20 protein-coding genes are annotated in these 24471 nt (G+C 73.0%); 14 read left to right on the top strand and 6 right to left on the bottom strand.

Going from position 1 to position 24471, the window contains the following annotated elements; all coding sequences use genetic code 11:
- The first annotated feature begins 87 nt into the window (after nt 1-87).
- The 9 genes from Q6350_RS06715 to Q6350_RS06675 are packed head-to-tail and all read left to right on the top strand — an operon-like array spanning nt 88 to nt 8975.
- Nucleotides 88-1134: a branched-chain amino acid ABC transporter permease gene (locus Q6350_RS06715; protein ID WP_304603795.1), complete on the top strand. Its 1047-nt coding sequence runs from the start codon at nt 88-90 to the stop codon at nt 1132-1134.
- Nucleotides 1131-2666, top strand: a complete 1536-nt coding sequence (locus tag Q6350_RS06710) for a class I adenylate-forming enzyme family protein (protein ID WP_304603421.1) — start codon at nt 1131-1133, stop codon at nt 2664-2666. The genes Q6350_RS06715 and Q6350_RS06710 overlap by 4 nt, the downstream gene beginning before the upstream one ends.
- Nucleotides 2663-3358 carry a TetR/AcrR family transcriptional regulator gene (locus Q6350_RS06705; RefSeq protein ID WP_304603420.1) on the top strand — a complete coding sequence of 232 codons (696 nt, stop codon included), beginning with the start codon at nt 2663-2665 and terminating at the stop codon, nt 3356-3358. Before Q6350_RS06710 ends, Q6350_RS06705 begins: the two co-directional genes overlap by 4 nt.
- A complete protein-coding gene (locus Q6350_RS06700) occupies nt 3355-4110 on the top strand; it encodes a 3-hydroxybutyrate dehydrogenase (RefSeq protein WP_304607194.1) in 756 nt (251 codons plus the stop codon). Before Q6350_RS06705 ends, Q6350_RS06700 begins: the two co-directional genes overlap by 4 nt.
- Nucleotides 4107-5084, top strand: coding sequence for an alpha/beta fold hydrolase (locus Q6350_RS06695; protein ID WP_305065824.1), 978 nt, complete (start codon nt 4107-4109; stop codon nt 5082-5084). The genes Q6350_RS06700 and Q6350_RS06695 overlap by 4 nt, the downstream gene beginning before the upstream one ends.
- Nucleotides 5081-5926, top strand: a complete 846-nt coding sequence (locus Q6350_RS06690; protein WP_305065823.1) for a CoA transferase subunit A — start codon at nt 5081-5083, stop codon at nt 5924-5926. The genes Q6350_RS06695 and Q6350_RS06690 overlap by 4 nt, the downstream gene beginning before the upstream one ends.
- Before the next feature lie 3 nt (nt 5927-5929).
- On the top strand, nt 5930-6631 hold the full coding sequence (locus Q6350_RS06685) for a CoA transferase subunit B (protein WP_304603418.1): 702 nt from the start codon (nt 5930-5932) through the stop codon (nt 6629-6631).
- An 11-nt stretch (nt 6632-6642) separates the two neighbouring features.
- Nucleotides 6643-7761: an alpha/beta fold hydrolase gene (locus tag Q6350_RS06680; protein ID WP_304603417.1), complete on the top strand. Its 1119-nt coding sequence runs from the start codon at nt 6643-6645 to the stop codon at nt 7759-7761.
- Nucleotides 7758-8975: an acetyl-CoA C-acetyltransferase gene (locus tag Q6350_RS06675; RefSeq protein WP_304603416.1), complete on the top strand. Its 1218-nt coding sequence runs from the start codon at nt 7758-7760 to the stop codon at nt 8973-8975. The genes Q6350_RS06680 and Q6350_RS06675 overlap by 4 nt, the downstream gene beginning before the upstream one ends.
- 135 nt (nt 8976-9110) lie before the next feature.
- Here the strand turns inward: Q6350_RS06675 and Q6350_RS06670 are convergent, their stop codons facing one another.
- Both Q6350_RS06670 and Q6350_RS06665 read right to left on the bottom strand, forming a co-directional pair.
- Entirely contained in the window at nt 9111-13895 is a 4785-nt protein-coding gene (locus tag Q6350_RS06670; protein ID WP_305065822.1) for an NAD-glutamate dehydrogenase, read from the bottom strand.
- 179 nt (nt 13896-14074) lie between these two features.
- The gene (locus tag Q6350_RS06665) at nt 14075-15571 is read right to left on the bottom strand and encodes a helix-turn-helix domain-containing protein (protein WP_304603794.1); all 1497 of its coding nucleotides are present in this window, start codon (nt 15569-15571) and stop codon (nt 14075-14077) included.
- A gap of 234 nt (nt 15572-15805) precedes the next feature.
- On the opposite strand from Q6350_RS06665, the gene aceA reads away from it, so the two are divergent.
- Both aceA and aceB read left to right on the top strand, forming a co-directional pair.
- Complete coding sequence (gene aceA / locus Q6350_RS06660; protein WP_171248422.1) at nt 15806-17140, top strand: isocitrate lyase; 1335 nt, start codon at nt 15806-15808, stop codon at nt 17138-17140.
- An 89-nt stretch (nt 17141-17229) separates the two neighbouring features.
- Entirely contained in the window at nt 17230-18975 is a 1746-nt protein-coding gene (gene aceB, locus Q6350_RS06655; RefSeq protein WP_304603414.1) for a malate synthase A, read from the top strand.
- A gap of 116 nt (nt 18976-19091) precedes the next feature.
- Here aceB and Q6350_RS06650 read toward each other — a convergent pair whose 3' ends face one another.
- The 4 genes from Q6350_RS06650 to Q6350_RS06635 all read right to left on the bottom strand — a co-directional run bounded on the left by Q6350_RS06650 (nt 19092) and on the right by Q6350_RS06635 (nt 22918).
- Nucleotides 19092-20252 carry a glycosyltransferase gene (locus tag Q6350_RS06650; RefSeq protein WP_304603413.1) on the bottom strand — a complete coding sequence of 387 codons (1161 nt, stop codon included), beginning with the start codon at nt 20250-20252 and terminating at the stop codon, nt 19092-19094.
- A gap of 49 nt (nt 20253-20301) precedes the next feature.
- Complete coding sequence (locus tag Q6350_RS06645; protein ID WP_304603819.1) at nt 20302-20544, bottom strand: hypothetical protein; 243 nt, start codon at nt 20542-20544, stop codon at nt 20302-20304.
- A gap of 258 nt (nt 20545-20802) precedes the next feature.
- Complete coding sequence (locus Q6350_RS06640; RefSeq protein ID WP_305065821.1) at nt 20803-21558, bottom strand: DUF4230 domain-containing protein; 756 nt, start codon at nt 21556-21558, stop codon at nt 20803-20805.
- A 169-nt stretch (nt 21559-21727) separates the two neighbouring features.
- Nucleotides 21728-22918, bottom strand: coding sequence for a Fic family protein (locus tag Q6350_RS06635; protein ID WP_305065820.1), 1191 nt, complete (start codon nt 22916-22918; stop codon nt 21728-21730).
- Between the two features lie 156 nt (nt 22919-23074).
- Between Q6350_RS06635 and Q6350_RS06630 the strand changes: the two genes are divergently transcribed.
- The 3 genes from Q6350_RS06630 (at nt 23075) to Q6350_RS06620 (ending at nt 24470) form a co-directional block, all read left to right on the top strand.
- On the top strand, nt 23075-23635 hold the full coding sequence (locus Q6350_RS06630; RefSeq protein ID WP_305065819.1) for a hypothetical protein: 561 nt from the start codon (nt 23075-23077) through the stop codon (nt 23633-23635).
- 28 nt (nt 23636-23663) lie between these two features.
- Nucleotides 23664-23924, top strand: coding sequence for a hypothetical protein (locus Q6350_RS06625; protein ID WP_305065818.1), 261 nt, complete (start codon nt 23664-23666; stop codon nt 23922-23924).
- Nucleotides 23925-24032: 108 nt separating this feature from the next.
- Nucleotides 24033-24470 (top strand): hypothetical protein, encoded by a 438-nt coding sequence (locus Q6350_RS06620; RefSeq protein WP_304603408.1) that lies wholly within the window; start codon nt 24033-24035, stop codon nt 24468-24470.
- Nucleotide 24471 lies beyond the last annotated feature (1 nt).

The raw sequence follows: 24471 nt of genomic DNA, 5'->3' as shown, positions 1-24471 counted from the left end.
CAGCAGACCTCGACGCCGCCCGACCGCCCGGCCGCGCCGCTCCCCCACGACGAGAACGTCCCCGCGCCCGCCCGGCGCCGGTGGCTGATGCTCGCCGGCGGGTTCGGCCTGGTCGTCCTGCTGGCCTGCCTGCCCCTGCTCGCCATCTCCCTGCCCGGCGTGCTCCCCGGGCCCACCTACACCCCGGGCACGCTGCAGGTGCTGGCGCTGGCGCTCCTCGTCGGGGCCCTCGCCCTGAGCTACCACCTGCTGTTCGGCGTCGCCGGACTCCTGAGCTTCGGGCACGCCCTGTACTTCGCCGTCGGCGTCTACGGCCTGGCCATCGTGCTCGACCGCACGGACCTGCCGCTGCTGCCCGCCGCCTGCGTCGTGCTCGTCGGCGGGATCGTCGTCGCGCACGTCGTCGGCGCGATCTCGTTGCGGGTCACCGGGATCTCGTTCGCCATGGTCACCCTCGCGTTCGCGCAGGCCGGCAACGTCCTGGTCCGGCGCAACCCGGCCGGGGCCACCGGCGGCGAGGAGGGGCTCGCGCTGGACACCACCCATGTGCCCGACGCGCTCGTCGGGGTGATGAACACGCGCAACCTGTACTGGCTGGCCCTCGTCGTGCTGGTCGTCGTCTACGCCGTCGTGCTGTGGGTCGAGCGCTCCCGTGCCGGGCACGTGGCCGCGGCGACCCGCGAGAACGAGATGCGGGTCCGCGTCGTCGGCGGGCGCCCCTACCTGGTCAAGCTGCTCGTCTTCGTCGTGGCGGCCACCCTGGCCACGGCGGTCGGCATGGCCTACCTGCTGCTGCAGTCCGGGGCCGTGCCCCGGGTGACCTCGGCCGACTTCACGCTCACGCTGCTGGTCATGGTCGTGCTCGGTGGTGTGGGCTCCCGGTGGGGCGCCGTCGTCGGCGGCGTGCTGTACACGCTGCTGGACCAGCGGCTCGGGGCGCTCGCCGCCTCCGAGGCCATCGCCGGTCTGCCGTCCGTCCTCCGGGTGCCGCTGAGCGAACCGTTGTTCATCCTGGGAACGCTGTTCATCCTCGTGGTGCTGTTCCTGCCGGGCGGGATCGCCGGCGCGGCGCAGCGGCTGTCGCACCGGCGACGTCGCGAGGGGGCGCGCGACCTCATGGAGGAGTCGGCATGACGGACCTGCACACGCTGGGCCGCTGGACCCGGGACCGGGCGACGTCCACGCCGCGCCGTGTCGCCGTCGACGACCGCGGGGTCACGCTCACCTACGCCGAGCTCGACGACCGCGCAGCCCGCCTCGCCGCGGCCCTGCGCGCCGCCGGGTACGGGGTCGGCGACCGCGTCGCCACCGTCACCGGCAACAGCGCCGACCAGGTCGTGCTCTTCTTCGCCTGCGCCCGGGCGGGGCTGGTGCTGACGCCGTTGTCCTGGCGGTCCTCCCCGCGCGAGCTGGCCGACCAGCTCGACCAGGCGGACCCGGCCCTGGTGCTCGTGGAGCAGGAGTTCGCCACCCTGGCGCGCGCGGCCCTCGACCGTCTCGCCGTGCCGCCGCGGTCCGCGGCGCTCGGCCGCTCCGGCGTCGAGGCCGCCGTGCCGGCGCCCACGCGCCGCGGCGCCGACGACGCCCCGGAGCAGCGCGAGGTCCGCGACGACGACGCGTTGCTGCTGCTGTTCACGTCCGGCACCTCCGGTCGGCCCAAGGGGGCCGTGCTCACGCACCGGAGCTGCTTCTGGACCAACCTGGCGTTCAGCCGCACGGTCGAGATGTCCCACGACGACGTCGTGCTCAGCGTCCTGCCCCAGTTCCACGCCGGCGGCTGGAACATCCAGCCGCTGCTGGCCTGGTGGAGCGGCGCCACCGTCGTGCTGGAACGGACCTTCGAACCCGAGCGGGTGCTGCGCCTGATCGCCGAGCGGCGCGTCACCACCATGATGGGCGTGCCCACGCAGTACCTGCTGCTGGCCGAGCACCCGGGATTCGCCCGCGCCGACCTGTCCTCGCTGCGCACCGCCGTCGTCGGCGGCGCCCCCATGCCCGAACCGCTGCTGCGCACGTGGCACCGCCGCGGCGTCGCGCTCACCCAGGGGTACGGCCTCACCGAGGCCGGCCCGAACGTGCTGTGCCTGCCCGACGACGAGGCCCGCGACCGTCCGGGGTCGGCCGGCAAGCCCTACCCGCACGTCGACGTGGCGATCGCCGACCCGGCCACCGGCGAGCACCTCGAGGGCGCGGCGACCGGGGAGCTGCTGGTGCGCGGGCCGGGGATCTTCACGGGGTACTTCCGCGACCCGGAGGCGACGGCGGCGGCGTTCGCCGGCGGCTGGTTGCGCACCGGGGACCTCGTCGAGCGGGACGCCGACGGGTACCACCGGATCGTCGACCGCCTCAAGGACCTGTTCATCGTCGGCGGGGAGAACGTCTCCCCCGCCGAGGTCGAGGCCGTGCTGCACCGTCACCCGGGGGTCGCCGAGGCCGCGGTGGTCGGGGTGCCCGACGCCCGGTGGGGCGAGGTCGGGCACGCCTTCGTCGTCCCCCGGGCCGGCTACGCCACGGACGCCGAGGAGCTCGAGACGTACTGCCGCGGCGAGCTGGCGCACTTCAAGGTGCCGCAGCGGTTCGAGCTGGTCGACCGGCTCCCCCGCACGTCCCTGCACAAGATCCCCCGGCACGCCCTGCGGGCGCGCCGTACCGAGGAGGCCCGATGAGCACCGCTCCGCGCACCGCCCGCGGCAACCGCACCCGGGCGAAGATCCTCGCCGCCGCCGAGCAGGTGTTCGCCGACCTGGGCTACCACGACGCCTCGATCGTGAAGATCACCGAGGCGGCGGGCGTGGCGATGGGCACGTTCTACCTGTACTTCGAGGGCAAGCACGAGGTGTTCGTCGAGCTCGTCGACGACCTCAACCAGCGCGTGCGCCAGGCCATGTACGAGGCGAGCTCGCAGGCACCGAACCGGCTGGAGGCCGAGCGGGCCGGGTTCCGGGCCTTCTTCCGGTTCACCGCCGAGCACCCGGCGCTGTACCGGGTGATCCGCCAGGCGGAGTTCGTCGCGCCCGACGCGCTGCGCCGCCACTACCAGCGCATCGTCGAGGGGTACGTGACGGGCCTCGACAAGGCCCGGGCCAACGGCGAGGTCGGTGACGTCGACCCGACCGTCGCCGCCTGGGCGCTCATGGGCATCGGCGAGATCGTCGGGATGCGCTGGGTGCTGTGGGGCGGTGCCGACGGTCCCGCGGACGGCGCCGGTCCCGGTCAGGAGGACCGCCTGCCCGAGATCCCCGAGGACGTGTTCGACCAGACCATGCAGTTCATCGAACGAGCGCTGGCGCCGCGTGCCGACCCCCCGTCGGCACCCGGGGCGTCAGGCCCGACATCGCAGGAGGGACCCCGCGCATGAGCGACGAGACGTACCTGGACGGCCGCCGCGCCGTCGTCACCGGCGGCGGCAGCGGTATCGGTGCCGCCGCCGCCGCGGCGCTCGCCGCGCGCGGGGCCCACGTGGTCGTGGCGGACCGGGACGCGGAGGCGGCCGAGCGGGTCGCCGACGACGTCGGGGGCGAGGCCTGGGTCGTCGACCTGGCCGACACCCGCGAGCTCGACCACCTGTCGCTGGACGCCGACGTGCTGGTGAACAACGCCGGCATCCAGCGGGTCAGCCCGCTGGAGGAGTTCGACCCGGAGGCGTTCCGGCTCATCCAGCGCATCATGCTCGAGGCGCCGTTCCTCCTGGTCCGGGCGGTGCTGCCCGGCATGTACGAGCGCGGCTGGGGCCGCGTCGTCAACCTCTCCTCCGTGCACGGGCTCGTCGCCTCGCCGTTCAAGTCGGCGTACGTCGCGGCCAAGCACGGGCTCGAGGGGCTGTCGAAGGTCACGGCGCTGGAGGGCGGGCCCCACGGCGTGACGAGCAACTGCGTCAATCCCGGCTACGTGCGCACGCCGCTGGTGGAGAAGCAGATCGCCGACCAGGCCCGCGTGCACGGCATCGACGAGTCCGAGGTGCTCGAGAAGGTGCTGCTCACCGAGTCGGCGATCAAGAGCCTCACCGAGCCCGCGGAGGTCGGCGAGCTCGTCGCCTGGCTCGCCGGGCCGTCGGCCCGCATGGTCACCGGGGCCTCGTGGACCGTCGACGGCGGCTGGAGCGCGCGATGAGCGCCGCACCCGCCGTCCCGACCCTGCGCCACACGGTGCCGGGCCACCGCTACGGCACCCTCGACGTCCCGGTGGACGGCGGGGCCCTGCGGGTCGGCGTGTGGGACCCGGTCGACGACGCCGGCGACGTGGTCGCAGGGGCACCGACCGTGCTCGCGGTCCACGGCATCACCGCCTCGCACCTCGCCTGGCCGCTGCTGGCCGGCGCGCTGCCCGGCGTGCGGGTCGTGGCGCCGGACCTGCGCGGACGGGGCCGCAGCAACGACCTGCCCGGTCCGTTCGGCATGGCCCGGCACGCCGACGACGTCGCCGCGGTCGCCCGGGCGGTCGCCGACGGGCCGGTGCCGGTCGTCGGGCACTCCATGGGGGCCTTCGTCGCCGTGGTGCTGGCCGACCGGCACCCCGACGTCGTCGCCGGCCTGCTGCTCGTCGACGGGGGTGTGCCGCTGCCGGAACCTCCGGGGCTGGACCCCGCGGCGACCCCGGCCGAGCGGCTGCGGGTCGTGCTGGGGCCCGCCGCGGAGCGGTTGCGCCGCACCTTCCCGGACGCCGCGGCGTACCGGGCGTTCTGGTCGGAGCACCCGGCGTTCACCGCGGTGTGGGGTCCGGTCGTGCTGGACTACGTCGACTACGACCTGGTCCCGTCCCCGCAGGGCATGCGCCCCGCCTCGAACCCGGAGGCGGTGGCGGCGGACTCGCTGGACCTGCACGCCGACGGCCCGGTCGCCGCCGCGCTGGGCCGTCTGCAGCGCCCGACGACCCTGCTGAGGGCCCCGCGCGGGCTGCTGGACGAACCGGTGGCGCTGTACGACCCCGAACACATGGCAAGGTGGGTCCAGCGGGCCCCGGCGCTGCGGCCCCGCGACGTGCCGGACGTCAACCACTACACGATCGTCATGAGCCGCGACGGCAGCGCCGCCGTCGCGGCGGAGACGGGCGCCCTGCTCGGCGCCCTCACCGAGGAGGTCCGATGAGCACACCCCTTCCCCCCGCCGCAGAACCGACCGGTCTGGACAAGGTCGTCGGCAGCGCTGCCGAGGCCGTGGCCGACATCCCCGACGGCGCCTCGCTCGCCGTCGGCGGGTTCGGCCTGTGCGGCAACCCGATCGCGCTGATCGAGGCGCTGCTCGAGCAGGGCACGCACGACATGTCGGTCGTGAGCAACAACTGCGGAGTGGACGACTGGGGGCTCGGCGTCCTGCTGAACGCCGGGCGCATCCGCAAGATGACGTCGTCGTACGTCGGCGAGAACAAGGAGTTCGAGCGGCAGTTCCTCACCGGTGAGCTCGAGGTGGAGCTGACCCCGCAGGGCACGCTCGCCGAGAAGCTGCGCGCCGGCGGCGCCGGCATCGCCGCGTTCTACACCCGCACCGGCGTCGGCACGCAGGTCGCCGACGGCGGTCTGCCGCGACGCTACGACGGGTCCGGCGGGATCGCGGTCGGCAGCCCGGCCAAGGAGATCCGCACCTTCCCGGTGGTGGCGGCCGACGGCGTGCACGAGCAGGAGTTCGTCCTCGAGGAGGCGATCAGCACCGACTTCGCGCTCATCCACGCCGCCAAGGGCGACCGGTTCGGCAACCTGGTCTTCCACCGCTCGGCACGGAACTTCTCCCCGCTGGCGGCCATGGCGGGCCGCGTCTGCGTGGCCCAGGTCGAGGAGCTGGTCGAACCCGGCGAGATCGACCCCGACGACGTCCACCTGCCCGGGGTGTTCGTGCACCGGATGATCGTCGTCGGCCCCGACGCCCCCAAGCGGATCGAACGCCGCACCGTCCGCACCACCGACGAGTCCGCCACGGCGGGGAAGGAGGGCTGAGCGATGGCGCTCACCCGCGACGAGATGGCCGCCCGCGCGGCCCGCGAGCTGCTCGACGGCTGGTACGTCAACCTCGGCATCGGGCTGCCCACGCTCGTGCCCAACCATGTGCCGCCGGAGAAGCACCTCGTGCTGCAGAGCGAGAACGGCATCCTCGGCGTCGGGCCGTTCCCGACCGAGGACGAGGTGGACCCGGACCTCATCAACGCCGGCAAGCAGACCGTCACGACGCTGCCCGGCGCGGCGATCTTCGACTCGGCCACGAGCTTCGCCATGATCCGCGCCGGCAAGATCGACGCCGCGATCCTCGGGGCGATGCAGGTCTCCGCCACCGGCGACCTGGCCAACTGGATGATCCCCGGGAAGATGATCAAGGGCCCGGGCGGCGCCATGGACCTCGTGCACGGCGCGTCACGGCTCATCATCGTCATGGAGCACACCGCCCGGGACGGCTCGCCGAAGATCGTCCACGAGTGCTCCCTGCCGCTGACGGGTCGGGAGGTGGTGCACCGCATCATCACCGACCTGGCGGTCATCGACGTCACCCCGGACGGGCTGGTGCTGCGCGAGCTCGCCCCCGGCGTCACCGAGGACGAGGTGCGCGAGCGCACGGAGCCCGAGCTGACCGTCGAGCTGGACGACGCCCCCCTCGCCTCGGCCCCGCACGCCGTCCGGCCGCCCGCCGTCGTCGGCGGCGACGCGTGACGGCGCGGTCGGTGCACCGCACCGACGTGACGACCGGGCGCGGCACGTTCCACGTGCGCGACACCGGTCCGGGCGGGTCGGCGACGCTGCTGTGCGTGCACGGCAACTGCTCGTCGTCGGCGTTCTTCTCCCGGCTGCTCGCCTCCCTGCCTGCCGACGTCCGCGGTGTCGCCGTGGACCTGCGCGGGTTCGGCGACAGCGAGCCGCTGCCGATCGACGCCACCCGCGGGCTGGGCGACCTCGCCGACGACGTGGCGGCCGTGGTCGACGCCCTCGGGCTGGCCGGGGCGGACGCTCCCCCGCTGACGGCGCTCGGCCACTCGGCCGGCGCCGGGGTGGTGCTGCAGCTCGCGATCGACGACGCGTCCCGGTTCGCCGCCCTGGTGCTCGAGGCACCGATGTCCCCCTACGGGTTCGGCGGCACCCGGGACCTGGTCGGCACACCGACGGCCCCGGACCACGCCGGGTCGGGAGGCGGGACGGCCAACCCGGACTTCGTGGCCGCCATCGCGGCCGGGGACCGGTCCGACGACCCCGGGTCGCCCCGTGGCGTCCTGCGGGCGTTCTACGTGGCCGACGCGGCCACGATCGCCGCGGACGAGGAGGACCTGCTCGACTCGGTGCTCAGCACCCGGACCGGTCCGGACCACTACCCGGGCGACCTGACGACCTCCGACCACTGGCCGGGGGTCGCCCCGGGGACCCGGGGCATGAACAACGCCATCGCCCCGCGGTACCTGGACCTGTCCGGGTTCGCGGCGGTCGAGCCGCAGCCGCCGGTGCTGTGGGTCCGCGGTGCGCTGGACGCGATCGTCTCGGACACCTCGGCCCTCGACCTGGCCCGCCTCGGGGAGCTCGGTGCCGTCCCGGGGTGGCCCGGGGCCGTGGAGTGCCCCCCGCAACCCATGGTCGGCCAGACCCGGGCGGTGCTGGATGCCTACGCCGCCCGCGGCGGGGCGTACCGTGAAGAGGTGCTCGAGGACGTCGGCCACTCGCCGCACCTCGAACGCCCGGAGGAGGTGCTCGCGCTCGTCGTGGACGCCGTGCGCGCCACCGTCCGGACCACCCCAGCCGTGGCGGCCGTCGGCGACCCCGACACCGCCCTCGACGACGAGGAGCGAGCCTCATGACCAGCACGACCGAACCCCGACCCGACGACGTGGTCGTCGTCTCCGCCGCCCGCACACCCCAGGGGCGTCTGGGCGGGGCCCTCGCCTCGCTCTCGGCGGTCGAGCTCGGCGCCGTCGCGGCCCGGGCGGCGCTGTCCGAGGCGGGCGCGGTCGCCGGGGACGTCGACACCGTCGTCTTCGGCCAGGTGCTGCAGGCCGGCGCCGGCCAGAACCCGGCCCGCCAGACGGCCGTCGCCGCGGGCGTGCCGATGACGGTGCCCGCCGTGACCGTCAACAAGGTGTGCCTGTCCGGGCTGACCGCGGTCATCGACGGTGCCCGGCTGCTGCGCACCGGCGAGGCCACGGCCGTGCTCGTCGGCGGCCAGGAGTCCATGACGAACGCGCCGCACCTGCTGCCGGGGGCCCGTGCCGGCTTCCGGTACGGGGACGCGACCCTGCTCGACGCCGTGTCCCGCGACGGGCTGTCGGACGCGTTCGACGGCCAGGCGATGGGGCTGAGCACCGAGGAGCACAACACCGGCTCGGTGCACGTCGATCGCGAGGAGCAGGACCAGGTGGCGGCGGCGTCGCACCAGCGGGCCGCCCGTGCCGCCAAGGACGGCGTGTTCACCGCCGAGCTGGCACCGGTGGAGGTGCCGCAGCGCAAGGGCGACCCGATCGTGGTCTCCTCCGACGAGGGGGTCCGCCCGGACACCACGACCGAGAGCCTGGCCCGGCTGCGCCCGGCCTTCTCCCGCGAGGGCTCGATCACGGCGGGCAACGCCTCGCAGATCTCGGACGGCGCCGCGGCACTCGTGCTGACCACCCGGGCCCGGGCCGAGGCGGCCGGGGTGTCCGTGCTGGCCACGGTCCGGTCGGCCGGCCAGGTCGCCGGACCGGACACCTCGCTGCACTCGCAGCCGGCGAACGCGATCTCCGCGGCGCTGGCGCGCGAGGGATGGACCGCGGACGACCTCGACCACGTCGAGATCAACGAGGCCTTCGCCGTCGTGTCGGCGGCCTCGCGGCGGGTGCTCGGGATCTCCCCCGAGATCGTCAACCCGCACGGCGGCGGCATCTCGCTCGGTCACCCCATCGGGGCGTCCGGCGCGCGGCTCGCGGTGCACGCCGCGCACCAGCTGGCCCGGCGCCGGGCCGACGGGCAGACGGGCCGGGCAGCGGTCGCGCTGTGCGGCGGCGGCGGGCAGGGCGAGGCGCTGCTGCTCGAGGCCTGAGCCGTCCCGGGCGGGGGCGCCGCCGGCACCCCCGCCCACCGGCCGCCCGGCCCGCTGGGGGCATGAAAGAGGCGGCCCTCCGACGACGGCGGGCCGCATCTTTCATGCCCGCAGCGGTGAGCGGGTCAGCGCGGGTCAGCGGGCGAGCGAGCGCAGCTGCCGCAGCGCGACCGACAGCGTCGCGATCCCCGGGTCCTCCACGGCATCGGCCGTGGCCATCGCGTGGAGGGCCCGCTCGGCGGTCGTCCCCCCGGCCGCGATCCAGGCGTCGATCCGCTCCGTGGCGTCCCCGGGATCGGTGTGCTCGAGCACGGACGCCGTCAGCGCGATCGTGACCGCGTAGAGGTCGTCACGCAGCGCGGCCCGGGCCATCGAGTCCCAGCGGTCGTCCTGCGGCAGGGCCGAGACGCGGGTGAGCATGTCCGGCACGCCGAGCCGGCCCGACAGCGTGAAGTAGGTCTGCGCCACCTCGTCCAGGTCCCACTCGCGCGTCGCCGCGAGCTCGGCGACGTCGAGCAGCGGCAGGGCGCCGAGCAGGCTCGCGCCGCGCCGGGCGAGCTCGGGACCGCACCCCGCCTCCTCGAGGGCGGCGAACTCGGCCTGGTACTGCCGCAGCTCCTCGCCCTGGTAGAGCTCACCGAGCCGCGAGGTGTAGGACCGCACGGGCTCGGCGAACGCCTCGATCTCGGCGCCGACGTCGATGAGGTCGGACCGGTGCTGGACGAACCACCGTGCGGCCCGGTCGAGCAGCCGGCGGAACTCGAGGTACAGGTCGGTCTGCACCTGGGAGGACACCACGTTGTCCGTGGCCTCCACGACCTCCACGAAGCCCTGCAGGTCCATGATCTCGCGCGCGGCGACGAACGCCCGGGCGACCTGCTCGGTCGGGGCGCCGGTCTCGTCGGCGGCCCGGTAGGCGAACGTGATGCCGCCACGGTTGACCATCGAGTTCACGACGGCGTTGACGACGATCTCGCGGCGCAGCGGGTGGTCGACGAGGTCGTCGGGGAACAGCTCGCGGACCTCCGTCGGGAAGTAGTCGGCCAGGGTGCGGGCGAACCAGGGGTCCTCGGCGAGGTCTGTCTCGTTGAGGTCGTCCTTGAGGGCCAGCTTCGCGTAGGCCATCAGCACCGCGAACTCCGGGCGGGTGAGTCCCTGCCGCTGCTCGATCCGTTCGGCGATCTCGGCCGGACCGGGCAGCACCTCGAGGGCACGGTCCAGGTCGCCCCGCTCCTCGAGCGAGGTCATCAGCCGTGCGTGCACGGGCAGCATGACCGCCGCGTTGGCCCGGGAGTTGCCCAGCAGCACGTTCTGCTCGTAGTTGTCGCGCAGGACCTGGGCCGCGACCTCGTCGGTCATGGACTGCAGGAGCTTGTTGCGGTCGGTGATGTCCAGGCGGCCCTCGCGCATCACCGCGCCCAGCAGGATCTTGATGTTGACCTCGTGGTCGGAGGTGCCCACCCCCGCCGAGTTGTCGATCGCGTCGGTGTTCACCTGCACGCCGGACAGCGCGGCCTCGATCCGGCCCCGCTGGCTGACGCCGAGGTTCCCGCCCTCGCCGATCACCCGTACGCGCAGCGCGGACCCGTCGACCCGGATGGCGTCGTTCGCCCGGTCGCCGATGTCCTCGTTCGTCTCCGTCGACGCCTTGACGTAGGTGCCGATGCCGCCGTTCCAGAGCAGGTCCACCGGGGCCAGCAGGACGGCCCGCTTCAGCTCGTTCGGGGTGAGCGCCGTGACGCCGCGGTCCAGCCCGAGCGCCTCGGCCATCTGGGGGCTCACCGGCACGGACTTCGCCGACAGCGGGAACACTCCGCCGCCGGCGGAGATCAGCTCACGGTCGTAGTCGTCCCAGGTCGACCCGGCCAGCTCGAACAGCCGCCGCCGCTCGGCGTACGACGTCGAGGCGTCCGGGTCGGGGTCGACGAACACGTGCCGGTGGTCGAAGGCGGCGACCAGCCGGATGTGCTCCGAGAGCAGCATGCCGTTGCCGAACACGTCCCCGGACATGTCGCCGACACCCACCACGGTGAAGTCCTCGGTCTGGGTGTCGTGGCCGAGCTCGCGGAAGTGTCGCTTGACCGACTCCCAGGCGCCGCGGGCGGTGATGCCCATCGACTTGTGGTCGTAGCCGTCCGACCCCCCGGAGGCGAACGCGTCGTCGAGCCAGAAGCCGTACTCCGCGGAGATGCCGTTGGCGATGTCCGAGAACGACGCGGTGCCCTTGTCGGCCGCGACGACGAGGTACGGGTCGTCGCCGTCGTGCCGCACGACGCGCTCCGGCGGGACCACCTCGCCGCCGTCACGGTTGTCGGTGACGTCCAGCAGGCCGCGGATGAAGGTGCGGTAGGCCGCCTTCCCCTCGGCGAGCCAGGCGGCCCGGTCCGACGGGTCCGGCAGCTGCTTGGCGACGAAGCCGCCCTTGGACCCGGTCGGGACGATGACCGCGTTCTTGACCATCTGGGCCTTGACCAGCCCGAGCACCTCGGTGCGGAAGTCCTCGCGCCGGTCGCTCCAGCGCAGGCCACCGCGCGCCACCTTGCCGAACCGCAGGTGCACACCCTCGACCTGTGGGGAGTACACCCAGATCTCGGCCATCGGGTGCGGCAGCGGCAGGTCCGGCACGCGCGAGCAGTCGAGCTTCATCGAGACCCACGGCTTGGGGTCGCCGGCGTCGTCGCGGGTGTAGAAGTTCGTGCGCAGCATCGCGTTGATGACGCCGAGGAACGACCGCAGGATGCGGTCGTGGTCGAGGCTGGCGACGTCGTCGAAGGCCTCCAGCAGGTCGACGCTCGCCCGCGCGGCCCTCATGTCGCGGTCGCCGTCGGACTCGTCGAGATCGGGGTCGAACCGCAGCGCGAAGAGCTGCACGAGGTCGGCGGCGAGCTGCGGGTGGGCGATCAGCGCCTCGTCGATGTACTCCATCGAGAAGGCCGACCCGGCCTGACGGAGGTAGCGTCCGACGGCCCGCAGGATCACGATGTCGCGCCACGGCAGGCCGGCCCGCAGGACGAGCGCGTTGAGTCCGTCGCTCTCCGCGGCGCCGGACCAGACGGCGCGGAACGCGTCCTCGAGCGCAGCGGCGGCCCCCTCGGCCTGCCACAGCGCCGGGTCGGGCGCGGTGATGCCGAAGTCGGAGATGTACCGCGTCGAGCCGTCCGCGGGCTGCACCGTGTACGGCCGCTCGTCGAGCACGTCGACGCCGAGGCCGGTGAGCAGCGGCAGCACCCAGGTGAGCCGGTGCTCGCGCAGCGACGCCACGGTCAGCCGACGCACGCTCGGGTCGGCGTCCTCCGGCGTGTACAGGTGCACCGCGATCGGCTCGGCCTCGGTCAACCCCTCGAGACGCCCGATGTCGCCGACGGCCGCCGCCGGGGTGATGTGCTCCTTGTACGCCTCGGAGAAAGCCGTGCCGTACCGGTGCAGGATCTGCGCCGCCGTCTCCTCGTCGTGGACGTGGTGCAGCTCGTCCACGAGCGCCGCCGTCCATGTCCGCACCGCGTCCTCGAGGCCGCGCTGCAGGTCCTCCTCGTCCACCGCGGGGATCCCGGTGTCCTTCGGGACGCGCACGACGAAGTGCAGCTGCGCCAGGGGCGAGTCGTCCACGCGGGTGGTGTGCTCCACGCGCTCCGCGGCGAACGCCTCGCGCAGCAGGTCCTCGATGCGCAGCCGCACCGTGGTGTTGTACCGGTCGCGCGGGAGGTAGACCAGCGCCGAGACGAAGCGCCCGAACTCGTCGGCGCGCAGGAAGATGCGGCTCTGCCGGCGCTCGCGCAGCCGGATGACCTGGCTGGCGACGTCGTGCAGGTGTTCGGGGCTGTCCTGGAAGAGCTCGTCGCGGGGGTACTGCTCCAGCACCTGCAGCAGGTCCTTGCCGGAGTGCGAGGTCGGGGCGAACCCGGAGGCGCTCAGCACGGCGCGGGCCTTCGCGGCGACGATCGGCAGGGTCAGCACCGAGGAGGCGTAGGCGGCCGACGTGAAGATCCCGACGATGCGGCGCTCGCCGGTGACGTTGCCCTCGTCGTCGAAGGTGCGCACCCCGACGTAGTCCAGGTAGACGTCGCGGTGCACCGTGGCCCGCGAGTTCGCCTTGGTGATCGTCAGCAGCCGCGGCTCCCGCGCGGTGCGCTGCGCCTCGGGGCGCAGGTGCACGATGTCGGTGGTGGGCTTGCGCAGGATCCCCAGGCCGGTGTGCGACAGGGGGCGCAGCACGTCCTCGCCGTCGACGGTGTCGAGGCTGTACTCGCGGTAGCCGAGGAAGGTGAAGTGGTCCTCGGCGAGCCAGGTGAGGAACTCGATCGTGGGCGCGACCGTCGCCGGATCGGCGGTGGGCGGCGGCTGCACGCGCAGGTCGGTGCAGATGTCGAGGCATGCCCGGCGCATCGCCCTCCAGTCCTCGACGGCGGCGTGCACGTCGGCGACGACCTCCTGCAGCCGCGTCACGAGCGCCTCACGGTCGTCGTCGTCGGTGATGCGGTCGGTCTCCACGTGCATCCACGACTCGGGCAGACCGCCGCGGGCGTGGAGGCCCTGCAGCTCGCCGGACTCGTCGCGCTGCGCCCCGACCACGGGGTGCTGCATGAGGTGCACCGTCCCGCCGTGGCGGGCGATGGCGCCGTCGACGGAGTCCACCAGGAACGGCACGTCGTCGGTGCAGATGTCGACGACGGTGCGCCGCGACGTCCAGCCGTCCTCGCGCAGCGTCGGGGTGAAGGCGCGCACCAGCGTCTGTCCCGGGTCGCGCCGGTGCGCGAACCGGCAGGTGGACGCGGCCGCACCGACCACGTCGCGGGGCTCCCGCTCCGTCATGTCGTCGTCGGTGTAGACGCTCAGCAGGTGGTTGGCGCAGCGCCGCAGGTCGGCAGGGAGGTCGTCCACGGCATCCCGGATCTCGGGGCGCAGAGCAGCTTCGTCGGTCATGAACCTCTTCGTTCTCCGTCGGGACCGTGACCCGGGTCTCGGGTCGTCCCGATGCTATCGCTGGGACCGGCTGCCGTCAGGCCCACGGGGCGCACGACGAGAACGCCGTGCCCGGTGGTGCGGCGCGCTCGGCGCGACACCCCGGGCACGGCGCCCCGCGGGGAAGGTCCCGGCCCCGCCTACTCCGCCGGCGCGTGCCGGTCCAGGAACTCGTAGACCGCGGTGGTGTCCACGCCGGGGAACGCCCCCGACGGCATCGCCGCGAGCATGGAGGCGTGCGGGCGTGCGCTCGGCAGGGCGTTGCCGTCCCAGCGCTCGGCCAGCGGCCGCGAGGGCCGGCGGCAGCACGACTCGTCCGGGCAGCGCGAGGTGGACCGCGCCGTCGTCTCCCGCCCCAGGAACCACTTGACCTGCGCGTACGGCACACCGACGCTCACGGAGAACTGCCCGTCCGGGGTGTCCTGGACCCGCGAGGTGCACCAGTAGGTCCCCGTCGAGGTGTCGGTGTACTGGTAGTACGGGCTCAGGCGGTCCTTGACGTCGAACACGACCCGGGCCGTCCACTGCTTGCACACGTGCTGACCCTCGACGGTGCCCAGGGCGTCGGCCGGGAACCGGACGCCGTCGTTCTCGTAGGCCTTGTGGATCGCCCCGGACTCGTGGACCTTCATGAAGTGCACGCCGATGCCGAGGTGCCGCGTGGCGAGGTTGGTGAACCGGTGCGCGGCCGTCTCGTAGGAGACCGCGAAGGCGTCGCGCAGGTCCTCGATGGAGATCGCGCGGGCGTCCTTGGCCTCGCGCAGGTGCTTGACCGCCTCCCGCTCGGGCAGCAGCAGCGCCGCGCAGAGGTAGTTCGCCTCGACGCGCTGGCGCAGGAACTCGCCGTAGTCGCGCGGCTCGGTGTGCTCCAGGACGTGCGACGCCAGGGCCTGCAGCAGCGCGGAGCGGGCGTCGGACCGGCCGCGGATGCCGTTGCTGGGCAGGTAGACGCGCCGGTGGCGCTGGTCGATGACCGCACGGGTGGAGTGCGGCAGGTCCGACTCGTAGTGGATGGAGAAGCCCAGGTGCGAGGCGATGTCCACGGCCGCCCGCTGCGGGACCGGGCCGTGGGTGTGCCCGACGTCGTCGAGGAGGCTGCGCGCGACGATCTCCAGGTCGGGGAAGTAGTTGTCCTGCGCGCGCATGTCGGCACGCAGGTCGGTGTTGGCGCGGCGGGCCTCCTCCGGGGTGAGCGCCCGCTCGGAGTGCAACCGCTCCAGCTCGGCCTGCAGGGAGACGATCGCCTCCAGCGCGTCGGTCGGCAGCGACTTGCCCACCCGCACCGGCTTCACCCCGAGCGCGGAGAAGAGCGGTCCTCTTTGCACCCGCTCCAGCTCGATCTCCAGGGCGTCCCGTCGCGAGGGGGCCTCGGGGGACAGCAGGTCGTCGACGCTGGTGCCCAGCGCCTTCGCCACCGCCTGCAGCCGCGCGATCGTCGGTTCGCGCTTGCCGTTCTCCAGCATGGAGATCTGCGACGGGGCACGTGAGACCGCCTCTCCGAGCTCTCCGAGGGTCATGCCCCGCTGCAGGCGCAGGTGGCGGATGCGTCGCCCGATCGTCAGCGCGTCGGGCTCGGACTCGGCCGGGGGCGGCGTGGGGGGCGTCGCCGGCGGCCGCGACGTCGTCGTGAAGGCCATGCCCCAGGGTGACATGCGCCACTCCTTCTGCCAAGGAGAAGAACCGAGAAAGTTCTTCTCTCAGAACCTCGCCACAGGGGTTGCGCAGGGCGCAGAGTCGATACCGAGGGACGACGACGGCGGAACTCGAGGCGGTGCTCACCACCGCGAGGACCGCCGTCGGACCCCCTCGCCAGACAGGCAGCAGGCGGTCCGTCCGCACCGCGACGGACCGCACGACGAAAGGCGACGACGATGACCGCGACCCTCGAGACCGGTTCCACGAACGGGACGACGACCACCACCCCGCGCACGGGCGACCAGGTCACCACCGCCGCGGCCCTGGCCGAGCAGTGGGCCACCGACCCCCGCTGGGCCGGTGTCACCCGCGACTACACGGCCGAGGACGTCATCGCGCTGCGGGGCTCGGTCGGCGAGGAGCACACGCTGGCCCGCCGCGGGTCCGAGCTGCTGTGGGAGCTCCTGCACACCGAGGACTACGTCAACGCCCTCGGCGCGCTGACCGGCAACCAGGCCGTGCAGCAGGTCAAGGCCGGGCTCAAGGCCATCTACCTGTCCGGCTGGCAGGTGGCCGGCGACGCCAACCTCTCGGGCCAGACCTACCCCGACCAGTCGCTCTACCCGGCCAACTCGGTGCCGGCCGTCGTGCGGCGCATCAACAACGCGCTGCTGCGCGCCGACCAGATCGACGTCGAGGAGAACGGCGCCCCGACCCGCAACTGGCTGGCCCCGATCGTGGCCGACGCCGAGGCCGGGTTCGGCGGCCCGCTGAACGCCTACGAGCTCATGAAGTCGATGATCTCCTCCGGCGCCGCGGGCGTGCACTGGGAGGACCAGCTCGCCTCGGAGAAGAAGTGCGGCCACCTCGGCGGCAAGGTGCTCATCCCCACCAAGCAGCACGTGCGCACCCTCAACGCCGCGCGGCTCGCCGCCGACGTCTCCGACGTGCCGAGCGTGGTCATCGCCCGCACCGACGCCGAGGCGGCCACCCTCATCACCTCCGACGTCGACGAGCGCGACCAGCAGTTCCTCACCGGCGAGCGCACGTCGGAGGGCTTCTACAAGGTCCGCAACGGCATCGAGCCCTGCATCACCCGGGCCCACGCCTACGCCCCGTACGCCGACCTCATCTGGATGGAGACCGGCACGCCCGACCTCGAGCTGGCCCGCAAGTTCGCCGAGTCGGTCAAGTCCGAGTTCCCGGACCAGATGCTGGCCTACAACTGCTCGCCGTCGTTCAACTGGAAGAAGCACCTCGACGACGCCACGATCGCGAAGTTCCAGCGCGAGCTCGGCGCCATGGGCTTCAGCTTCCAGTTCATCACCCTGGCGGGCTTCCACGCCCTCAACCACTCCATGTTCGACCTGGCCCACGGCTACGCCCGTGAGCAGATGACCGCCTACGTGGAGCTGCAGGAGGCCGAGTTCGCCTCCGAGTCCCGCGGCTACACCGCCACCAAGCACCAGCGCGAGGTCGGCACCGGTTACTTCGACCGCGTGTCCACGGCTCTCAACCCCGACGCCGCCACCCTCGCCCTCGCCGGCTCCACCGAGGCCGCTCAGTTCTGACTCACCCCTCGCCTCGGGCGTCCCGGTCCGGCGCACGTCGCGCCCGCCGGACCGGGACGCCCTGCCCCCTTTTCGATCAGGAGTCCGCCATGACCACCACCGCCGACCTGCCCCGCACCCAGTCCGGTCGTTCGACCGGCTCGCCCGCCACCCCGCCGCGCGGCATCGCGCTGGCCGACTCGGCCACCGTGGCCGAGGGCACGATCGACGTCGTCGGCCCGATCGCCCCGGGCGACGAGGAGATCCTCACCCCGCAGGCGCTGGAGTTCCTGGCCCTGCTCCACGACCACTTCGCCGACACGCGCTGCGAGCTGCTGCTCTCCCGCCAGCGCCGGACCCGGCAGATCGCCGACGGCACCGACCCGGACTTCTTGCCCACCACGCGGCCCGTCCGGCACGACCCGTCCTGGCGCGTGGCCGGCTCCACCGGGGCGCCCGGGCTGTCCGACCGCCGCGTCGAGATCACGGGGCCGACCGACCCGAAGATGACCATCAACGCCCTCAACTCGGGCGCCAAGGTCTGGCTCGCCGACGCCGAGGACGCCTCCAGCCCGACCTGGGCCAACGTGATCGGCGGCCAGCGCGCGCTGCGCTCGGCGATCCGCGGCGAGCTGTCGTTCGACGGTCCGTCGCCCGACGGCGGCCGCACCCCCGGCAAGCACTACGCGCTGCGCACCTCGGAGCTGACCGAGATGCCGACGATCGTGTTCCGGCCGCGGGGCTGGCACCTGTTCGAGTCGCACCTGGCGTACACCGGCACCGACGGCTCCACCCAGCCGGCGTCCGGGTCGCTGGTCGACTTCGGTCTGTACTTCTTCCACAACGCCCGCGAGCTCATCACCCGCGGCCGGGGCCCGTACTTCTACCTGCCGAAGCTGGAGAGCCACCGCGAGGCGCGGCTGTGGAACGAGGTCTTCGAGCTGGCCCAGCACGCCCTCGACATCCCGCGGGGCACCGTCCGCGCGACGGTGCTCATCGAGACCCTGCCGGCCGCGTTCGAGATGGAGGAGATCCTCTACGAGCTGCGCGACCACTGCGCCGGGCTCAACGCCGGCCGCTGGGACTACCTGTTCAGCGTCATCAAGTGCTTCCGGTCCCGCGGCGACTCCTACGTGCTGCCGGACCGGGCGCAGGTGACGATGACCGCCCCGTTCATGCGGGCGTACACCGAGCTGCTGGTGGCCACCTGCCACCGGCGCGGTGCGCACGCGATCGGCGGCATGAGCGCCTTCATCCCCGACCGCCGCAACCCGGAGGTCACCGAGCAGGCGTTCGCCAAGGTCCGCGCGGACAAGGAGCGCGAGGCCGGCGACGGGTTCGACGGCTCCTGGGTGGCGCACCCGGACCTCATCCCCATCGCCCGGGAGGCGTTCGACGCCGTGCTCGGCGAGCGGGAGAACCAGGTCGACCGCCAGCGCGACGACGTGACCGTGGGTCAGGCCGAGCTGCTCGACATCGCCTCCGCGCGACGCGAGGGCGCGACCATCACCGAGTCCGGTCTGCGCACCAACATCTCCGTCGGCGTGCGGTACATCGCCTCCTGGCTGCGGGGCACCGGTGCCGCGGCGCTGGACAACCTCATGGAGGACGCCGCCACGGCGGAGATCTCCCGGTCGCAGATCTGGCAGTGGATGCACTCCGGGACCCGGACCGAGGACGGGACCGTCATCACCCGGGAGCGGTGCGAGTCGATGCTGCAGGAGTTCCTGCGGACGACGCCCCGCACCCCGGGCGACCGGCTGGACGAGGCCGTGACGATCTTCCGTGAGGTCTCGCTGGGCGACGAGTTCCCGCCGTTCCTCACCACGAGCGCCTACGCCCGCTACTTCAGCTGAGCAGTTCCGCTCGGCGCACCCGGCGGCGCCGAGCACACGCGACGGCGGCCCGTCACCGACAGGTGGCGGGCCGCCGTCGCGTCTGCCGGGGTGCGACCCCCGGTGCCCCAGCGTGGTCAGTCAGCGGGCGCGACCAGTCGGTCGACGACGGAGGTGGTCGGCGGGTGCGCCGCCATCTCCCCGGCGACGCGTTCGGACGTCGCGTGGACGTCCGCGTCGTCGAGGACCGCCGCGACGGCCGTGCCGAGCCGGTCCGGGAAGTCCTCTCCCGGGGTGACCATCCTTCCGAGGCCGCGCTCGTCCAGGCGGCGGGCGTTGAACCACTGGTCGAGCGCGAACAGCGGCACAGCCACCTGGGGCACGCCCGCGGCCAGGGCCGCCGCGGTGGTGCCGAAGCCCCCATGACCGACCACGGCCACCGCGTGCGGCAGCACCTCCTCCTGGGGCCACCACTGCTCGACGTGAGCGTTGTCCGGCCACGGACGCAGCCGGTCGGGGTCCAGAGCGCGGCCGACGGTGAGCAGGACGCGGACGTCCAGCGACGCCAGGGCGGCGAGCAGCTCGCGGTAGGTCTGCTCGGCGGACGGCATCGTGCCTGCCACGGTCCCCAGACTCGCGTACACCAGCGGAAGATCCGACGTCTCCGGAGGGAGGCCGCGTCCCTCTGGCGCGTCCGTCGTGGGCCCGGGCCGGAACCGGACGACGTCGCGCCCGCCCGACGGCGGGTCGTCGAACGACGCCGGCAGCACGGTGAAGGACGGCGCGGAACGCTGCGCGGAGATCAACCCGTCGGCGTCGAGCCCGAGGGGCCGACCCAGCTCCTCCGCCGGGTCGGTGAACCAAGGCGCCGTGCTTGCGATCAGTCCGTCGAGGCAGAGCCCGACGCTCCGGTGCGGGATTCCCTCGGCCTCCGCGGCGACGAGTGAGGCAAGCTCGAAGGGGTCGCGGACCACAAGGTCCGGCCGCCACGAGCGGACGGTGTCGAGCAGCCGCGGCAGCGCGGCACCGCCGTCGAGCCGCCCGAAGATCTCCCGGATCATCAGCTCGTTGGCGGCCTCCATCGACAGGCCGGCCATGCCGCCGAACGCACGGCCCATCGCGTCGGACGACGGTTCGTCGAACGGCGCCACGACGAGGCCCTCCCGCGCGACCTGGTCGGCGAAGCCGGCCGGGGCGGCGACGCGGACCTCGTGCCCGGCCGCTCCGGCGGCGTGGGCGAGCGGAACCTGCGGCAGGAAATGGCCGAGGTTGCCCGTCGAGGCGAACAGCACGCGCACGACCTCACCGTAGATCGGGGCGGGTCGGCTCGCCGCCTGCCGTCGGCGGTCACGCAGCGCGGTGGGTCACCAACGCCTCCAACTGGTTCATGACCAGCACGATGGCGTCCTGCCGCTTGTCCGGCGGGTACTTGTGCTCGGCCACGGGCACGGAGGCGACGAGCAGCCCCGAATCCTTGCCGCGGAAGGTCCGGTTCACCCGGGCGAGCGTCTGCATGAGCAGCGCACCGCGCAGCGGCCAGTCGAGGTAGAGCGTGTGCAGCGACGGCGAGTCGTAGCCGGTGAGCAGCATGTCGTTGACGATGACGAGGCCGCCCGACGACGCAGCGCGGACACCCTCGAGCGGTCCAATGGACTCCGGGCAAGAGCGGTCAACACGGGTACGGACGGCGTCGCCCGAGCGAGCGAGGCCACAAGCGGTTCTTCGGCGGCCTCGCCGATCGAGCCCGTCGTAGGCAAGCGGAGATCGACGAGGCACGGGCCGAGTCGTGGCTGTGAGCGGCTCGGGGTAGTGCCGCGCAAAGCCCACTGCTCCACCGACGCCAGCGAGTCAGCCCGACGACCCCTCGAAGACGACTTCCACCGTCTCGTAGCCCAGCCCGCCGATCAGTCCCTCGAGCGTCTTGCGCGTGTTCTCCTCGGCGCGGCTCTCCAGGTCGCTCTCCCGGGCGGCAGCGGTGAGCATCTCCTCCGCCTTCAGGAGCGTCTGCTGGCGGCTGCCGTCGTCGTCGGCGAAGAAGTCCTCGGCGCGGTTGATCAGACCTCGCGAGTCGGAGAGCGCCCTGCTCTGCTCGAGATCGATCCGCGGCTCCGCGAGCGCGGGCTCCGGCAGGGTGACCGTCACGGTGGAACCGTCCTCGGAGACGACGACCGCCTCCTCGGGCAGGTCGCGGAAGTCGACGTAGACCTCGACCGAACCATCCGCGAGGAAGATCGTGCGCTCGCCCATCAGCCAGTCCGGCACGTACTTCGTGTCCTGCTCCAGGTCCACGACCACCTGGTAGTTCCCCTGGGCCGCGACGAACCGGGCGAGGTTCTGGATGCCCAGCAGCACCGGCCGGTCGGAGCGGTCGACCTCCTCGGTGGCGAAGGGGTTCTCCAGCTCCGGCAACGAGATCAGCTCGGTCCGGATGGCACCCCAGACCAGCACGACGAGCAGCACCAGCGCGCCGACGATGCCGAGCATCACGCCCAGGAAGGCCTTCAGGAAAACACCGCCCCGGGAACGGGGCGGGACATCATCCGGCTTCTCCGGGGAGGCGTGTTCCGGCCTCTCCTCCGTGGCGACGGGCGGCTGCTCGGACACCTGATCTCCTACCTCGTGGCGGATCGCGTTCACACCAGGTGCGTTCCGGGCCTCGTCGCCGTCGATCCCGACTCCGCGTTCTTGCCCGGGAGCACTTCTGGCATCGGTCGTTGGACAACCTAGGGCCAATCGGCCCAATCTGCCTCCGAAGCGGCGAAGTTGCGGCGCTTCACACCAGGCGGTGATGGGAACGGTCCGCGAACCGTTCCACCGCCTCGACCACCTCGACCGCCTGCCACACCCGGTCGCGGGCTCCCCGTCCGATCTGGTCGAGGACGCCGTCCTCGACGAGACGGTCGATGGCCACCTGGGCGTTCGCCGTCGTGACGCCGAGGAGCTCCGCGGCGAGACGGGAGTCGATCACGGGGCGCTCGACGAGGATGTCCGCGAGGCGCCAGGCGGCGGCACCGCGACGGGCCCGGATGATTCCCACCCACCGCGCATGGGCGTCGGACACGTCGCGGATGAGCTCACGTGCGTTCTGCAACGCCGGAAAGACCGCCTCGCACACCTCGGTGACGATCGGCACGGGATCGCCGGAGCGATACGCGGTCAGGGCCGCGAAGTACCGCTCGGTCTCGGCGATCAGCCCGGCCGAGATCGGCACGATGACGTGTCGGGTCAGGCCTGCGTGGCGCAGCTGGGCGTGCATGAGGGCACGGCCGATGCGCCCGTTGCCGTCCGGGAACGGGTGGATGTTCTCGAACTGGGCGTGCGCGACGGCCACCTGGGCGAGCGCGGGAACGTCGTCGCGCGCGATGAAGGCCGCCAAGTCCTCCATGGCACCCGGCACCAGGTCGCTCCGCGGCGCCACGTAGTCCGCCCCGTGCGGGCTCCGGGCAGAGCCGCCGATCCAGACGGCCGCGTCCCGCCACACACCGGCGGCGCCCGGCATGTGGTCCCTCATCAAGACCTGGTGCATCGTCAGGATGGCGTCGGTGTCCAGATGGTCGGCGACGTCGAGAGCGCGCGTCATGGCGCCGACGTTGGCGACGATCTCGTCGGCGTCGGCTCGGCCCCGGCGTCCCAGCTCCGCCAGGGCGATCGCCTTCGGGGACGAGGTCAGGTTCTCGATCTGAGACGAGCTCGCCGCCTCGGTCCTCAGCAGGAGCGAGGCGAACGACATCAGCGAGCCGAGCGACTCACCGTCGAGACGGGCGATCTCGGAACTCGCCTCGGCGACCAGCGCGGCCGTCGGCCCGTCGAGACGGAGCTCGGCGTCTGCGATGCGCGCCGGCACGGCCGCCTCGTACGATCCCCGGCGACGGCTGCGGCCCGCGCGCGGGCCGTACTCGACGTCCGAGGGCTCCCAGTCGAGCAGCTCGATGCCGAACACGGGCCATGTCGTATCCGATGACACGCGTCCAGGTTAACATCGGAAGATTGCGGAACCGATGCTAAGGCGTTCGCGGGGTATCGGATTCGGCTCTAACGGACTTGCTGACGCAGAGCCTCCAGGGCAGCAGCACGACGGGACGGCTTCGTACGGGGCCGTGATACCTCAGGCGAGGTCTGCATGGCTCCCTTGCGCGAGCCCGGGCACCGGGTCACCTCCGCCATCGTCCGGCGGTACGCGCCCCAGGGGGCCACGCATGGCCCCCACCCCGAGCAGCCTCAGCACCGCGCCGCGGCCGCCACCGCTGCCACCAGCGGGCGGCGCACCGTGCTCGTCGCCGGCATCGCCTTCGTCCTGGGCGCCGCCGTCGGGAGTGCCGCCACATGGTCCGCCCTCGGCGCCGAGGACGAACCGCCGTCGGCTGCCGCACCACCGCCCGCTGCGTCGGGCTCTCAGCTGTCGGCGGCCTACGACAGCTGCGGAGCCGTTGACGGCATCCGGCTCGAGGACGGCGGCACCACGCTCATGCTCGACGTCCAGGGCTCCGACGACTACTCCGGCGCCACGTTCGACGACCTCGCCTGCGTCCTGAGCGAGCTCGGGACACCGGCTCGCGTCACCGAGCTCATGGGTACCACCCGCGCGATCGACGGGCATCAGAGCGACACCTGGGACCGGTTCACGGCGACCTGGTCCTACCACCCCGATTCCGGCCTCGACCTGATCGTCGTCGAGGACTGAAGCCACCATCGACCGAAAGAGGATGACCATGTCCACCCCGTACCCGCAGGCGCCCGCGCCTGCACCTGCCGCGTCCGCCCCCTCCAACGGCCTGGCCGTCGCGGGCTTCGTCGTCGGCCTCGTGTCCCTGGTCCTGTGCCTGGTGCCGATCCTGAACAACGTGGTGTTCTTCACCGCGATCGTCGGCCTCGAGCGCTTGCTGCAGTCGAAGGTCTCGCTCTCCGGCGCGGTGGTGGTGCCCGAGCAGGTCACCGAGGAGGAGGTGGCCCGCGCGATGGGGCTCGCCTGACCGGTCGAGCCGTTCCACGGTCACCCCCAGCCTCTCCGGAAGATCCGGCGAGCACATGCCTGTGGACGACGGCGGCAGTGGTCCGTCCCGTGCGCGATCGTCACCGCCATGGACACCACGCCCACCCGTATCCGCCCCGGCGACCTCGTCCTCACCGACGACGACCGCCTCGCCCTCGCCTCGACCCTCGCCGCCGCCGCGCTACCCCGCTCCCGCACGCTGTGCCTGTCGTGGATCCGCAGCGACGACCGCGCCACCGGTGTGCTGGTCCCCGTCCGCGAGGTCCCCGAGAAGCCGGACGTCGACGACGCCCGCCGGTTCGGCATGGTGATCGCCTCCGTGACCGAGCAGTCCGCGGCGGGCGGCAGCGTCGTCGCGGTCCTGTGCCGGCCCGGTGACGACACCATCACCGACGCGGACCGGGCCTGGAACGCCGCCCTGCGGGAGCAGGCCGCCACGCACGGATTCCGGCTGCACGGCTTGTTCGTCGGATCGGGCTCGGCGGTGCGTCCGCTCGCGATGGACGACGCCGGGTCATTAGCCTGAC

Origin of the sequence: Isoptericola sp. b515, from assembly GCF_030588125.1 — a bacterium.
In the GTDB taxonomy this organism is placed as follows: Bacteria; Actinomycetota; Actinomycetes; order Actinomycetales; family Cellulomonadaceae; genus Isoptericola; species Isoptericola sediminis.
Note: the sequence above shows the minus strand (reverse complement) of the source record. Positions and strands in the feature narration are given on the sequence as shown.

Excerpts from the sequence above, each read along its gene's own strand:
- Q6350_RS06715 (WP_304603795.1), top strand. The coding sequence starts at position 88 with ATGCTCGCCGGCGGGTTCGGCCTGGTCGTCCTGCTGGCCTGCCTGCCC.
- Q6350_RS06710 (WP_304603421.1), top strand. The coding sequence starts at position 1,131 with ATGACGGACCTGCACACGCTGGGCCGCTGGACCCGGGACCGGGCGACG.
- Q6350_RS06705 (WP_304603420.1), top strand. The coding sequence starts at position 2,663 with ATGAGCACCGCTCCGCGCACCGCCCGCGGCAACCGCACCCGGGCGAAG.
- Q6350_RS06700 (WP_304607194.1), top strand. The coding sequence starts at position 3,355 with ATGAGCGACGAGACGTACCTGGACGGCCGCCGCGCCGTCGTCACCGGC.
- Q6350_RS06695 (WP_305065824.1), top strand. The coding sequence starts at position 4,107 with ATGAGCGCCGCACCCGCCGTCCCGACCCTGCGCCACACGGTGCCGGGC.
- Q6350_RS06690 (WP_305065823.1), top strand. The coding sequence starts at position 5,081 with ATGAGCACACCCCTTCCCCCCGCCGCAGAACCGACCGGTCTGGACAAG.
- Q6350_RS06685 (WP_304603418.1), top strand. The coding sequence starts at position 5,930 with ATGGCGCTCACCCGCGACGAGATGGCCGCCCGCGCGGCCCGCGAGCTG.
- Q6350_RS06675 (WP_304603416.1), top strand. The coding sequence starts at position 7,758 with ATGACCAGCACGACCGAACCCCGACCCGACGACGTGGTCGTCGTCTCC.
- Q6350_RS06670 (WP_305065822.1), bottom strand. The coding sequence starts at position 13,895 with ATGACCGACGAAGCTGCTCTGCGCCCCGAGATCCGGGATGCCGTGGAC.
- Q6350_RS06665 (WP_304603794.1), bottom strand. The coding sequence starts at position 15,571 with ATGGCCTTCACGACGACGTCGCGGCCGCCGGCGACGCCCCCCACGCCG.
- aceA (WP_171248422.1), top strand. The coding sequence starts at position 15,806 with ATGACCGCGACCCTCGAGACCGGTTCCACGAACGGGACGACGACCACC.
- aceB (WP_304603414.1), top strand. The coding sequence starts at position 17,230 with ATGACCACCACCGCCGACCTGCCCCGCACCCAGTCCGGTCGTTCGACC.
- Q6350_RS06645 (WP_304603819.1), bottom strand. The coding sequence starts at position 20,544 with ATGCTGCTCACCGGCTACGACTCGCCGTCGCTGCACACGCTCTACCTC.
- Q6350_RS06630 (WP_305065819.1), top strand. The coding sequence starts at position 23,075 with ATGGCTCCCTTGCGCGAGCCCGGGCACCGGGTCACCTCCGCCATCGTC.
- Q6350_RS06625 (WP_305065818.1), top strand. The coding sequence starts at position 23,664 with ATGTCCACCCCGTACCCGCAGGCGCCCGCGCCTGCACCTGCCGCGTCC.
- Q6350_RS06620 (WP_304603408.1), top strand. The coding sequence starts at position 24,033 with ATGGACACCACGCCCACCCGTATCCGCCCCGGCGACCTCGTCCTCACC.